The organism is Finegoldia sp. (genome assembly GCF_046991905.1).
Taxonomy (GTDB): domain Bacteria; phylum Bacillota; class Clostridia; order Tissierellales; family Peptoniphilaceae; genus Finegoldia.
In genome coordinates this window covers 45,891-58,227 of sequence record NZ_JBKWZF010000015.1, presented here as the reverse complement: position 1 = coordinate 58,227, position 12,337 = coordinate 45,891, and the positions used below count along the sequence as shown (strand labels likewise).

Annotated in this window: 13 protein-coding genes, 1 tRNA gene, 1 pseudogene and 1 riboswitch; of the genes and pseudogenes, 12 read left to right on the top strand and 3 right to left on the bottom strand. The window is 32.0% G+C overall.

The window, feature by feature from the left end; all coding sequences use genetic code 11:
- Positions 1–71 precede the first annotated feature (71 nt).
- From ACLUJM_RS07615 to ACLUJM_RS07595, 5 genes are all read left to right on the top strand, one after another.
- Positions 72–335 carry an HPr family phosphocarrier protein gene (locus tag ACLUJM_RS07615; protein WP_294685320.1) on the top strand — a complete coding sequence of 88 codons (264 nt, stop codon included), beginning with the start codon at positions 72–74 and terminating at the stop codon, positions 333–335.
- Positions 336–436: 101 nt separating this feature from the next.
- Positions 437–1,279 (top strand): diadenylate cyclase CdaA, encoded by an 843-nt coding sequence (gene cdaA / locus ACLUJM_RS07610; protein WP_294685321.1) that lies wholly within the window; start codon positions 437–439, stop codon positions 1,277–1,279.
- Positions 1,269–2,246 (top strand): YbbR-like domain-containing protein, encoded by a 978-nt coding sequence (locus tag ACLUJM_RS07605; protein ID WP_412412566.1) that lies wholly within the window; start codon positions 1,269–1,271, stop codon positions 2,244–2,246. The genes cdaA and ACLUJM_RS07605 overlap by 11 nt, the downstream gene beginning before the upstream one ends.
- Positions 2,247–2,390: 144 nt before the next feature.
- Positions 2,391–3,740, top strand: a complete 1,350-nt coding sequence (gene glmM / locus ACLUJM_RS07600; RefSeq protein ID WP_294685323.1) for a phosphoglucosamine mutase — start codon at positions 2,391–2,393, stop codon at positions 3,738–3,740.
- Complete coding sequence (locus ACLUJM_RS07595; RefSeq protein ID WP_294685324.1) at positions 3,737–4,414, top strand: 5'-methylthioadenosine/adenosylhomocysteine nucleosidase; 678 nt, start codon at positions 3,737–3,739, stop codon at positions 4,412–4,414. Before glmM ends, ACLUJM_RS07595 begins: the two co-directional genes overlap by 4 nt.
- A gap of 149 nt (positions 4,415–4,563) precedes the next feature.
- Here ACLUJM_RS07595 and ACLUJM_RS07590 read toward each other — a convergent pair.
- Positions 4,564–4,640 (bottom strand) — tRNA-Pro (locus tag ACLUJM_RS07590).
- A gap of 174 nt (positions 4,641–4,814) precedes the next feature.
- Complete coding sequence (locus tag ACLUJM_RS07585; protein ID WP_294685325.1) at positions 4,815–6,077, bottom strand: M18 family aminopeptidase; 1,263 nt, start codon at positions 6,075–6,077, stop codon at positions 4,815–4,817.
- Positions 6,078–6,160: 83 nt separating this feature from the next.
- Positions 6,161–6,275: riboswitch (FMN riboswitch) on the top strand.
- A gap of 70 nt (positions 6,276–6,345) precedes the next feature.
- Here ACLUJM_RS07585 and ACLUJM_RS07580 point away from each other — a divergent pair.
- From ACLUJM_RS07580 to tsaD, 5 genes and pseudogenes are all read left to right on the top strand, one after another.
- Positions 6,346–6,936: an ECF transporter S component gene (locus ACLUJM_RS07580; protein WP_294685326.1), complete on the top strand. Its 591-nt coding sequence runs from the start codon at positions 6,346–6,348 to the stop codon at positions 6,934–6,936.
- A gap of 110 nt (positions 6,937–7,046) precedes the next feature.
- Positions 7,047–7,511 carry a tRNA (adenosine(37)-N6)-threonylcarbamoyltransferase complex ATPase subunit type 1 TsaE gene (tsaE, locus tag ACLUJM_RS07575; RefSeq protein WP_294685327.1) on the top strand — a complete coding sequence of 155 codons (465 nt, stop codon included), beginning with the start codon at positions 7,047–7,049 and terminating at the stop codon, positions 7,509–7,511.
- Positions 7,492–8,178: a tRNA (adenosine(37)-N6)-threonylcarbamoyltransferase complex dimerization subunit type 1 TsaB gene (tsaB, locus tag ACLUJM_RS07570; protein WP_294685328.1), complete on the top strand. Its 687-nt coding sequence runs from the start codon at positions 7,492–7,494 to the stop codon at positions 8,176–8,178. Before tsaE ends, tsaB begins: the two co-directional genes overlap by 20 nt.
- Positions 8,120–8,575: pseudogene (gene rimI / locus ACLUJM_RS07565) on the top strand (ribosomal protein S18-alanine N-acetyltransferase); the annotation flags it as partial. The gene tsaB and the pseudogene rimI, both read left to right, overlap by 59 nt.
- A 21-nt stretch (positions 8,576–8,596) precedes the next feature.
- A complete protein-coding gene (tsaD, locus tag ACLUJM_RS07560; protein ID WP_294685339.1) occupies positions 8,597–9,619 on the top strand; it encodes a tRNA (adenosine(37)-N6)-threonylcarbamoyltransferase complex transferase subunit TsaD in 1,023 nt (340 codons plus the stop codon).
- 70 nt (positions 9,620–9,689) lie between these two features.
- Here the strand turns inward: tsaD and glmS are convergent, their stop codons facing one another.
- Positions 9,690–11,510 (bottom strand): glutamine--fructose-6-phosphate transaminase (isomerizing), encoded by a 1,821-nt coding sequence (glmS, locus tag ACLUJM_RS07555; RefSeq protein WP_412412565.1) that lies wholly within the window; start codon positions 11,508–11,510, stop codon positions 9,690–9,692.
- A gap of 334 nt (positions 11,511–11,844) precedes the next feature.
- On the opposite strand from glmS, the gene ACLUJM_RS07550 reads away from it, so the two are divergent.
- Positions 11,845–12,069 (top strand): FeoA family protein, encoded by a 225-nt coding sequence (locus ACLUJM_RS07550; RefSeq protein WP_002835135.1) that lies wholly within the window; start codon positions 11,845–11,847, stop codon positions 12,067–12,069.
- A gap of 29 nt (positions 12,070–12,098) precedes the next feature.
- On the top strand, positions 12,099–12,329 hold the full coding sequence (locus ACLUJM_RS07545; RefSeq protein WP_035109672.1) for a FeoA family protein: 231 nt from the start codon (positions 12,099–12,101) through the stop codon (positions 12,327–12,329).
- Positions 12,330–12,337 lie beyond the last annotated feature (8 nt).

The window sequence follows — 12,337 nt, the reverse complement described above, 5'->3', positions numbered from 1 at the left end:
TCACTCGGGCTTATAGCCCTTGAACAAACCACCCGTTTTACGGGTGGTCATGATTAAAGTAGGAGGAAATTATGGTTGAGAAAAAGGTTTGTATAACAAATGAAATAGGACTTCATGCAAGAGCAGCATCGAAGTTTTTAAATTATGCAGTAAAATACAAGTCAGATATCGAATTTATTAAAGATAATAAGAAATATAATGCCAAGAGTATAATCAGCATATTATCATTATGTGCTCATAAAGGATGTGAGCTTATTTTAAGATGTGAAGGTGAAGACGAGCAATTAGCACTTGATAATTTGAGTGAGTTGATTGAAAGTGGATTAGATTATTAAAAATTTTGTGAAAATGTTTTTATGAAAAATGTTGATTTTAGCGACTAATTTTACGAAAATTTGGCGATATTTTATGGTATCATATAATTAAAGAAACATAGATGGGAATGATTAATGTGGTTTTTTTGGATAAATTTTTTAACATGATTAATACATTAAGGTTTTTGGATATCATAGATATTGCTATAGTAGCTATTTGCATTTATAAGTTATATATGATGATTAAAGAAACAAGAGCCGAACAACTTATAAAAGGTTTGGTAATCATATTTATATTTGTAAAAATCAGTGATTCGTTGAAATTATACACTGTGAATTGGGTTCTAGAAAACATGATGACGGCTTTGGCTATCATGATAATAGTGGTGTTCCAGCCTGAACTAAGAAAAATTTTGGAAACAATAGGTAGAAGTAATATTTTGACCAAATCATTTGCTGACATCAGAGGAGAAAAGGTGGATAAGTGCGTTGAAGAAATTGTACACGCCGTATTTTCGCTTTCAAGACAAAAAATTGGCGCATTGATTATTTTCGAGAGAAGTACTGGGCTTGGAGATGTAGTGGAAACGGGCACAACTTTAAATTCTGCGATATCTAGTGAGCTTTTAATTAATATTTTCATACCTAATACTCCACTTCATGATGGTGCGGTTGTAATCAAAAATGATACCATCAAAGCGGCGGCATGTTTTTTACCATTGTCAACAGAACAATCTATATCTAAAGAATTGGGAACAAGACACAGAGCGGCTATAGGAATGAGCGAAAAAAGTGATTGCTTGGCACTGATAGTTTCAGAAGAAACAGGAGGTATTTCAATAGCTGAACATGGTAAAATTAACAGATATGTTGATGAACCGACTTTAACAAAGATTTTGACTAAACTATACAATGATCAAGATTCTTATATTTTCAATAGAAAGGAAATAGAAGATGAAAGATAAACTAAAGAACGACTCATACTTAAAAAACATTGATTTCAAAGGATTTTATTCGAATAACTTGATAATAAAAGTAGTGTGCCTACTACTGGCAATATTTTTATGGTCATTTGTAATGGAAAACAAAAATCCTGTCGTTACTAAGGATATTCCGGTCGTAAACATCGAATATCGCGGTGTAGATAAACTTAGAGAAAACGGAAGGGTTATAATTTCTCCTAAAACACCTACGGTTTCAATGCGTGTTGAAGGAAGAAGAAATACGATTACCAAAATGAAAAACTCAGAAATCAAAGCTTTTGTCGATGTGAAATCGATAAAGGTAGATTCTGAAACGTTACCCGTGGAAGTGAGCCTTCCACAAGGAGTCAACGTATTAGACAAATCTGACGAAACAATTTTAGTTAAGACTGAAACTGTAGACACGGTTAAATTTCCTATTAGGATAATGAAGGTAGGAGATTTGCCGGAGAATGTAGAACTTGATACGATAAAATTAGATCCAAAAGATATAAAAGTATCTGGAGCAAAAACTTATCTTAACTCAATTGATTACGCATCAGTTAAAATAGACCAATCAAATATAGACAAAGACATCAACTTAGATTTGCCAATTAATTTGAGCTTAAAAGATGATGCAGCAAGGTCATTCTTGACAAAATCATCAGAAAACTGCAAAGTAATTATTGATGTTTTTATAAAAAAAGATGTCGAAATCAAACCGGTATTCACTAATATTCCTACTGGATTAAAAGTGAAAAAAGTTACATTTAGTAAACCGACTGTTAAGATAAAAGGTCAGGATGATATTATAAAATCACATTCTAATATAACCACGAAAGCTATTGATTTGACAGGCTTTACAGAAGGAGAAAACACTGTAGATGTAACATTGGATTTACCGCAATCAATTGTCTTGGCAGAAGGATCTAACGGAAGAATTACAGCAACAATTGTGTTGGAAAAATAAAATTTGAATTAAAAACAAAAATTATAAGAACCCTTTTTACTGTACAATTCAGTAAAGAGGGTTTTTCGTTTATGATAATTTCTGTAAAATTCTTATTTACATTATGTGTTATAATTAGATTATAAAACTATGAGGAGGATATTGATGGGAAAATATTTCGGAACTGACGGTATAAGAGGCGTTGCAGGCGAAGATTTAACTGTTGAATTAGCTTATAAGCTTGCTAAAGCAGCTTGTTATAAATTAAAAGATGTAGATAATAAATTAATTGTTATAGGAAAAGATACTAGAATTTCTGGGGATATGTTGGAAGCTGCTTTGATTAGCGGAATTACTAGCATGGGTTTTGATGTTTACAGATTAGGGGTTATTCCTACACCAGCTGTAGCGTATTTGACTAGATTTTACAATGCGTGCTGCGGAATAGTGATTTCTGCAAGTCACAATCCTTATGAATTTAATGGAATAAAATATTTTTCGAATGAGGGCTTCAAATTAAAAGATAGCCTTGAAGAAGAAATCGAGTATTTGATTGATCATCAAGATGAGATTGATTTGAAGGTTACAGGAGAAAAAGTTGGCAGAGTTTATGAAGAAGAATGTGCAAAGGATACATATATCAATTATCTTTTGAGTAGAGTTGATTTGGATTTGACTGGTGTGAAGGTAAGCTTGGATTGTGGTTTTGGAGCTACTTCAGAAATCGCACCAATTATTTTCAACAGATTAAATGCTGATGTAACTGTTACAAATACTGAATACGATGGTAAAAACATAAACTTCAAATGTGGTTCGACAAATCCTGAAGTTATAAGCAATTTGGTAAAAATTTCTGAATCTGATATGGGATTTTCATTTGATGGAGACGGGGATAGATTGATTGCTTGTGATGAAACTGGAGAAATCATGGACGGCGACCATGTTATATGTGCAGTTGGTCATTTCTTAAAAGAAAACAATAAACTCAAAAACAATGCTGTTGTGGGAACTGTTATGACTAACATCGGTCTTATCAAAAGTTTGAAAGAAATAGGCGTTGATGTTATTAAAACACAAGTTGGAGATAGATACGTTCTTGAAGAGATGAGAAAAAATGGCTACATTATCGGTGGAGAACAATCTGGTCATATTATTTTCATTGAAGATAATACAACGGGCGATGGAATATTATCTGCGATTAAATTGGCGGAAATAGCTGTTAAATCAAATCAAAAACTTTCAGAAATGAATAATTTGATGACGAGTTTCCCACAAGTTTTAGTAAATGCAAAGGTAAATAACGAATATAAAAAAGTTTATCAAGATGATGATGTAATCAACCAAAAAATATCAGAACTTGAACATGAATTTAAAGATGAAGGAAGAGTTTTGATAAGACCATCAGGCACTGAACCTTTGATTAGGGTTATGATTGAAGGAGAAAACCAAGAAGTTTTGGAAAAGAAGGCTATTGAATTGAAAGATTTAATCGAAGAAAGATGTGAGTTGATATGAGAACAATAGCGATTATTTCAGCATTAGAAAGTGAACAAGAGTATTTCAGAAAACAATTCAAACCAATCAAAATGGATAAGTTCAACCACTATGAGATTTATGTTTCTGAATTTGAAGATAAGAAAATTATTAATTGTGTTTGTGGAATTGGAAAGGTTAATTCTGCTGCGTTGACTCAAAGAATTATCGACATGTATAATCCTGATTTGGTAATAAATTGTGGTGTGTGCGGTGGATTGGATAAGACTCTTACTTTTGATGAGGTAATTCTTGCAGATAAATTAAAATATCACGATATAAACTTGGATATTTTCAGTAACAATATCCCATACACTGATACTTTTGAAGCTGATAGTGAAACTTTGAAAAAATTAGACGAAATAATGACTCAAGAAAACCTAAAACACAGGATAGGTCTTATTGTAACAGGAGATCAGTTTATATCAACTACTGAAAAACAAGAAGAATTATTCGAAAAATATCACGCGTTGGGAACAGAAATGGAAGGATGCTCCATTGCTCATACCTGCTATCTAAATAATGTGAAATTCTTGGTTATAAGAAGCTTGTCTGATTTTGCGGACGATGATGCAGATGATGAATTTTATAATAATTTGGAAGAAAAAACAAAAAAGGCTGCACACAGTGTAGTTGTGTTGATTAAAAATATGTAATCAATTCGTAGGATGAATGTAAATTTGTCCTACGTTTTTTATTTTGCTTAAAAATGAGCAAAAAAATACATCTGTATAAAACAGATGTATTTTTTCATAATATCAATAACAAAAGGAAACAAAAAAATCACAAATATAATTTGTGATTATGGTCGGGGTGAGAGGATTTGAACCCCCGGCCCCATGGTCCCAAACCACGTGCGCTACCGGACTGCGCTACACCCCGACGTTTTTATTACTTGCTTATCTCAAGTACTTTATTAGTATACGATAGATTTCGATTTAATACAAATCCGTTTATAACAAAATAAACGGAGATAAAACAAAATAATTTCAAATATTTCATTTTATCTCCGTTTTATTAAGATTTTAAATTTTTTTACTTTTTATTTACATTACTTTAATATTCGTAGTAATATTTGAATAATTCGTAGATATATTCGTTATCTTTGCATCCGCCTAATTCTCTTACTGAGTGCATTGACAAAATTGCATTTCCAATGTCTATAGATTGAATGTCCAAGTTAGATACAGTGATTGGTCCAATTGTAGATCCACCTCTCTTGTCTGATCTATTTGTGAATTCTTGACAAGGTATATTTTTATCTAAGCATAATTTTTTAAATATTGATGAGCTAACTGCGTCAGAAGTATATGCTCCATTTGCCGCATATTTTATAACAGGGCCATTGTTGATTAGTGGTCTGTTAGTAGGGTCAGCCATTTCTGTGTAATTTGGATGTAAACTGTGTGCTTGGTCTGCACTTATTAGATAAGAATTGTGCAATACTTCGTAGAAGTTTTTGCTGTTATCTTCGACTATTTTTTTGAAGCAATCGCTTAGAAGTGTACTTCCTGCTCCTTGTTTTGTAGAAGATCCGATTTCTTCGTTATCAAAAACCATAGCTAAGGCTAATGTGTTTGTAACGTCGGAATCTATTAAGGATTTGATAGAATTAAAAGCCATTCCCAAGTTATCAATTCTTCCAACTGAATAAAACTCGTCGTTTTCTCCAACAAACTCACCTTTTTGTCTGTCGTATAAGAACAAATCAAAATCCAAAATATCTTCAGCATTTATTCCAGTATTTCTAGCCAAAATTTCTTCAAAAGTTATCTTAGAATCTTTTTCTGATAATGCTAAAAGTGGCAATGTATCTTTTTGTGCATTAAATTTGTAGCCATTGTTAACATCTCTGTTCATGTGGATAGCTACATTTGGAATTATCAACAAATTCTTATCTACGTTAATGTGTTTGATTTCTGGTTTGAATGGATTATCTGATTTTAAAACAACTCTACCAGCTACAGACAATGGACGATCGAACCATGTGCTTAGTATTGGTCCGCCATAAACTTCAGTGTTTAAAGTCAAAAATCCATCTTTATTTACGATAGAATTTGGTTTAATTCTAAAAGTTGGGCTATCTGAGTGGGATCCAACTAATCTTATGTTGTCAAAATCAGAGTTTCCTTTAAAAGCGATAATTGAAGAATCATTGTTCGTTACAAAATATCCTTTGCCATTTTCGATTTTCCAATTATCTTTAAATTTTAATTCAGAAAATCCATTTTCAGTTAGTATTTCTTTGAAATTATCGATAACGTGAAACACAGATGGACTGTTATCGATAAAACTCATTAAATCTTTTGTTATATTCATAAAATCACCTCAATAATAGTATACCCAAAAATAAAAATACTTAATAGCAAAAGTTTACAAAATAATTTGGTAGTGGTATAATGAAGTTACTTCAGGGCGAGGTTGATTTCCTCACCGGCGGTTATAGTCCGCGAGCATTATGCATGAATTGGTGTAATTCCAATACCGACAGTAAAGTCTGGACGAAAGAAGTAAATGTAATAATTGACATTTAGCCCTAAATAAAAGGGCTTTTTTATTTGCCCTAGAAAATCTTAGGAGGTAGGTTATGGAAACCACAAGAAAAAACTCAAGTACACAAACTATGGTGAGAATCAGTATTTTAGGGGCAATAAGTGCATTGCTTATGATTTTTAAATTCCCTCTACCATTTGCACCACCATTTATGACAGTGGACATAGGAGATTTGGGAGTATTAATTTCAGGATTTGCACTAGGACCTGTAGCAGGAGTGTTAACTTCTGCAGTTAAGATTTTGTTGAACTTTATAATTAACGGAACAACTACTGGTGGAGTTGGGGAATTATCTAACTTTATATTATCATCAGTATTCGTTGTTGTAGCAAGTTCAATTTACAACAAAGGAAAAAGCAAAAAATCAGCAATCACTGGATTAGTTTTTGGTGTATTGGCGTACACAGTAGTTGCTTGTATTTCTAACTATTTTGTAATTTTCCCATTGTACGGAATTAACTTGGTTGATTTTACAAAAGAGTTTGCAAAAGTAAATTCATTGGCAGGCACTCCATTGATGTTCGTGCTTTTCAGTATCGTGCCATTTAACATTGTAAAAGGTATTATCGTATCTGCAGTTACAATCGCACTTTACAAGCCAATTTCAAGATTTTTGAAAAAATAATCAATAACATACATGTAAAAATTCATAAAATATACAATGACTCATTAATCTGAAATAATGGGTCATTTTTGTTGTTGTTCAGTTGTGATATAATTTATTTGGTGATATTTATGGAATATATTTTAAATGATTTAAAAGATACTGAAAAATTTGGACAAATTCTAGCAAAAGCTTTTAAAAAGCAAGATGTTATATCATTGATTGGAGATTTAGGAACAGGAAAGACTACCCTTACTAAATCTATTGCTAAGAGTTTTGGGATTGAAGAAAATGTTACAAGTCCAACTTTTTCACTGGTAAATACATATTACGGTGATGTTCAATTAAATCATATTGATTTGTATAGATTGGAAGATGAAATGGAGATAGAATCATTGGATATTGATGAGTTGTTGTATCCAGAAGGAATTACTATCATTGAATGGGCAAGTCAGGCACAGTCTTACATGCCAAGAAATTTGATTGAAATTTATATTGAAAAAATTAGTGATGTTTCCAGAAAAATTAGAATTGATGGGAACAATAAGAGAGAAAGAGAAATAATAGAGGAATTAAATGAAAATTTTAGCGATTGATACGTCTACTATGATTAGCTCTTGTTCTTTGATGGAAGATGGGTTGATTGTTGGAGATTATAATATAAATCAAAAGAAAACTCACAGCGAAACTTTGGTTTTGATGATTGAGCAAATGCTTGAAAAATTAGATACAGAAATTGAAGATGTGGATGTGTTCGCAGTATGCAAAGGACCGGGATCTTTTACAGGTCTTAGAATTGGAATGACTACTGCGAAGACTTTTGCACAAGTTTTCGACAAAAAAATCGTCGGCATATCTACATTAGAAGCTTTGGCAAATATGATAAGCACTGACAAAATCATTATTCCTATTTTGGATGCTAGAGGTGGAAGAGTTTATTATTCGATGTTTACAAATGATTCCAAGTTAGAGCGATTGATGGATGATGATTTGATTTATTTTGAAGATTTGGTTGAACAACTTGACGATGATAAAGAATATATTTTCGTGGGAGATGGAGTGTATTCTTTCTTAGATGAAATCAAATCTAAGGAGAATTTCCACCTTGCAAATTCTTCCTTGAATAATTGCATTACAAGGTCTATTTGTGATTTGGCTAATAAAACTACAGAGTTTGATAGTTTTTATACTTTGAGTCCTGATTATGTCAGAAAATCACAAGCTCAAAGGGATTATGAAAGAAGACATAATAATGAAAATTAGAGAAATGAACTCCTTTGATTTGGATGATGTTGTAAAGATTGAAAAAGAGAGCTTTTCAGATGCTTGGAGCAAAATAGGATACGAAGCTTGTTTAAAAAATGAATTCAATCACTATTTTGTAGGAGAAAAAGATGGAGAAATCGTAGGAGTTTTTGGGTTTTCAGTAGTTGTTGATGAAGCTGAATTACAAACAATTTCTGTGAAAAAAAGTTGCAGAAACTGTGGGATTGCAACTGAATTTATAAAATTTATGTTAGATTTTTGCAGAAAAGAAAGTGTCAAAAATATTTACTTGGAAGTTAGAGAATCTAACTTTGAGGCTATTAATCTTTACACGAAATTTGGATTTCAAAAAAACGGTAGAATTAATGGATATTACGAAACTCCAAAAGAGGATGCATTGAGGATGATGTTGAATATGGAAGAAATAAATGAAAATATAATTACGCTTGCAATTGAAACATCTTGTGATGAAACAAGTGTTGCTATTGTCAAAAATGGAAGAGAAGTAATGAGCAATGTGATTTCTTCTCAAATTGATGTACACAAAAGATACGGAGGAGTTGTTCCAGAAGTTGCAAGTCGACTTCATTTGGAAGCTATGAACTCCATTTTGCAACAGTCGTTGGATGAGGCTAATATTACTTTGAAAGATGTGGATGTGATTTGCGTTACAAAGGGCCCAGGACTTATTGGAGCTCTTTTGGTTGGAATATCTTGTGCGAAATCATTGAGTTTTTGTTTGAAAAAACCACTTGTAGGTGTTAATCACATGCAAGGGCATATTTGCGCAAACTACATTAGCCACAAAGAATTAGAACCTCCATTCATTTCCTTGGTTGTATCAGGAGGACACACTTATCTTATAGATGTTTTGGATTACCAAAATTATGAAATAATTGGATCTACAAGAGATGATGCTTGTGGAGAAAGCTATGATAAGGTCTCTCGTGCTTTGGGATTGGAATATCCAGGTGGACCTGTTATTGACAGGCTTGCAAAACAAGGAAACCCAACAGCGATAGATTTTCCAAGAGTAATGCTTGAAAAAGACAGCTACGATTTCAGCTTTAGTGGATTGAAAACAGCTGTTCTAAATTATTTGAACAATAAAAATCAAAAAAACGAAGAAATAATAAAAGAAGATGTTGCAGCATCTTTCCAAGAAGCTGTCATAGATGTTTTGGTTGAAAAATCTTTTAGATTATTAGAAGAAAAAAATCAAAAAACTTTCGTACTAAGTGGTGGAGTAGCAGCAAATACTAGATTAAAAGAGAGAGTTTTGGAAAAAGCAAAAGAAAATGGAATACAAGTGTATTTCCCAGATAAAATCTTGTGTACAGATAACGCTGCAATGATTGCAACTGCTGGATACTACGATTATATCAACGGAAAACAAGACGGACTTGATTTGAAAGTTTATCCTAATTTAGAATTATAAAATGTAGCTATAAAATTAAATATTAACATTAAAAAGGAGTTCTCACTTTAAAATGAGGACTCCGTATTTTTTATTCAACTGTTACTGATTTTGCTAAGTTACGTGGTTTATCTACATCTAAGCCTTTTTTCAAAGAAGTATGATATCCCAACAATTGTTCAGGGACTACTGAAAGTATCGGATACAATAATTCTAAAGTTTTAGGAATGAAGATGATTTCTTCTGAGAAATCTTTCATATTGTCATTTCCTTCAACTGTGATTGTGAATACTTTCGCTCCTCTTGTCACAACTTCTTGAACATTTGAAATTGTCTTTTCAGCTAATTTTGATTGTGTAATAACTGATAATGCTGGAGTGTTTTGTTCTATCAAAGCGATTGAACCGTGTTTTAATTCTCCTGCAGGGAATGCTTCAGTGTGAATGTAGGAAATTTCTTTTAATTTTAAAGCTCCTTCTTTTACACTCAAGAAGTCCAATCCACGTCCGATAAAGAACATCGATTTATCTTCCTTGATAGCTTCAGCTATTCTTTCGGTTATTGATTCTGATTTTAATGTTTCATCTATTTTTTCAGGCATTGTTTTTAATTCTTCGATGTATTTTGAATATTCAGAATCTTCAATTGTGCCTAATTTCTTTGCGAAATCCAAAGCCAACATTATCACTGTAACCAATTGTGAAATGTATGCTTTAGTACTAGCTACTGCAATTTCTGGACCTGCCAAAGTGTAGATAACCTTGTCAGCTTCTCTTGCTATTGATGAGCCAACTACGTTTGTAACTGCCAAGATTTTTGCACCTTTGTTTTTGGATTCTCTAAGAGCTGCCAATGTATCAGCAGTTTCTCCTGATTGAGAAATCAAAATCACTAGAGTGTTTTCGTCGATAAATGGATCGTTGTATCTGAATTCTGATGCGATATCAGTAATTACAGGTATTTTTGCCAATTTTTCAATAGCAACTTTACCAACTTCACCAGCATGATAAGCTGTACCACATGCAACGATGTATACTTTGTTTATTTTTGATAATTCTTCTTTAGTTAATGAATTTTCTGCAAAATCTATTACGTTATTTTTTACATTAACCTCCAAAGTCTTCTTAACAACTTCTGGTTGTTCGTGAATTTCTTTTAACATAAAATGCTCATAGCCACCTTTACTAGCTTGATCAATTGTCATGTTTACAGTTTTAACTTCACGATCTACTTTTTCGAAATCTTTATCGTAAATTGTGTAATTTTTCTTATCTATTTCTACGATGTCTCCATTTTCCAAATACACGATGTCTCTTGTATATTTTAAAACAGAAGGAATATCACTTGCTAGAATTATTCCGTCGTCACATTTTCCTAAAATCAACGGAGATTCTTTTCTTACAGCGATTAGTTTGTCTTTTTCGTATTCTGAAACAATTCCTAATGCATAAGCTCCATTTAATCTTTTGATTGTAGATTTTACTGCTTCTAATAAATCGTCTTTATAGTACTGGCTAATCAATGCAACAACAATTTCTGTGTCTGTTGTAGATTTAAAAGTGTAACCATTATCTTCTAATTCTTTTTTTAATTCTTTGTAATTTTCGATAATACCGTTGTGAACAACTGAGAATTTACCATCTTCACTTACTTGTGGGTGAGCGTTAATTTCATTTGGTTCACCGTGAGTTGCCCATCTGATGTGACCAATTCCGACACTTGCGTTGTTGTCGATTTCATCGATAGAATCTATTAAATTTTGCAATTTCCCTTTTCTTTTTACTGTTTCGATTTTATCTGTTACTACAGAAATACCGCTTGAATCATAACCTCTGTATTCCAGAGATTTTAATCCGTTTAATATGATTTCTACGGCTGATTTTTCGCCGTTATAACATACTATTCCGCACATATATTTACCTCCAAATATTTTAGAGATACACTTCATTATTTTTGTTTCAAAATTGCTCTTGAACTTTGTTAAATGCTAAGGCTGTGTTACCTACAGAGCTCCCGCCGAAAAATTCGATAACTCTATCCCTCGTTAACCGTAAAGGTCTGGCGCTTTTTTGTTTTTATCTCTTGAGATATTATATCAAATATAAAATGTAGTGTAAATTTTATTAGCAAATTGCAATAATTTTGTAACAAATGAAAAAATAATAATGATTTTCACTTGACATTAATACTCTTTATCAATATAATATCAATGTAATGGATTTAGACGTTTAAATGAAGGTGATTAAATGAATTTGGCATTAGTGCCACTCAATGAAGATTTTGAGATCGTAAAAATAAAAAAAATAAAAGATGATTCACAAAAAAAATTATTGAATAATATGGGCTTTGTTGAAGGAGCAGTAGTTACGGTTGTTTCAGAAAGCTACGGAAATTTGATAGTTAAAATAAAAGGTTCAAGAGTGGCTATAGGAAAAGATATAGCTATGAGAATTATGGTAAATCATATTTAATTAAGGAGGATACATAAGTGGATAACGAAATGAATCTTAAACACGCCGAAGTAGGAAAATACTACAGAGTTGTTAAGATTTTGGGAAAAGGTCCTGTTAAAAGAAGAATAATGGATATGGGTATTACAAAAAATGTAGAAATCTATATCAGAAAAGTAGCACCATTAGGAGATCCAGTTCAAATTAATTTGAGAGGATATGAATTAAGTCTTAGAAAAGATGATGCAGAAAATATTTTAATAGAAATTATAGATAAATAATTAGGAGG

Bases quoted from the DNA above. Each gene is read 5' to 3' on its own strand.
- ACLUJM_RS07615 (WP_294685320.1), top strand. From the start codon at position 72: ATGGTTGAGAAAAAGGTTTGTATAACAAATGAAATAGGACTTCATGCA.
- cdaA (WP_294685321.1), top strand. From the start codon at position 437: ATGGGAATGATTAATGTGGTTTTTTTGGATAAATTTTTTAACATGATT.
- ACLUJM_RS07605 (WP_412412566.1), top strand. From the start codon at position 1,269: ATGAAAGATAAACTAAAGAACGACTCATACTTAAAAAACATTGATTTC.
- glmM (WP_294685323.1), top strand. From the start codon at position 2,391: ATGGGAAAATATTTCGGAACTGACGGTATAAGAGGCGTTGCAGGCGAA.
- ACLUJM_RS07595 (WP_294685324.1), top strand. From the start codon at position 3,737: ATGAGAACAATAGCGATTATTTCAGCATTAGAAAGTGAACAAGAGTAT.
- ACLUJM_RS07585 (WP_294685325.1), bottom strand. From the start codon at position 6,077: ATGAATATAACAAAAGATTTAATGAGTTTTATCGATAACAGTCCATCT.
- ACLUJM_RS07580 (WP_294685326.1), top strand. From the start codon at position 6,346: ATGGAAACCACAAGAAAAAACTCAAGTACACAAACTATGGTGAGAATC.
- tsaE (WP_294685327.1), top strand. From the start codon at position 7,047: ATGGAATATATTTTAAATGATTTAAAAGATACTGAAAAATTTGGACAA.
- tsaB (WP_294685328.1), top strand. From the start codon at position 7,492: ATGAAAATTTTAGCGATTGATACGTCTACTATGATTAGCTCTTGTTCT.
- tsaD (WP_294685339.1), top strand. From the start codon at position 8,597: ATGGAAGAAATAAATGAAAATATAATTACGCTTGCAATTGAAACATCT.
- glmS (WP_412412565.1), bottom strand. From the start codon at position 11,510: ATGTGCGGAATAGTATGTTATAACGGCGAAAAATCAGCCGTAGAAATC.
- ACLUJM_RS07550 (WP_002835135.1), top strand. From the start codon at position 11,845: ATGAATTTGGCATTAGTGCCACTCAATGAAGATTTTGAGATCGTAAAA.
- ACLUJM_RS07545 (WP_035109672.1), top strand. From the start codon at position 12,099: ATGAATCTTAAACACGCCGAAGTAGGAAAATACTACAGAGTTGTTAAG.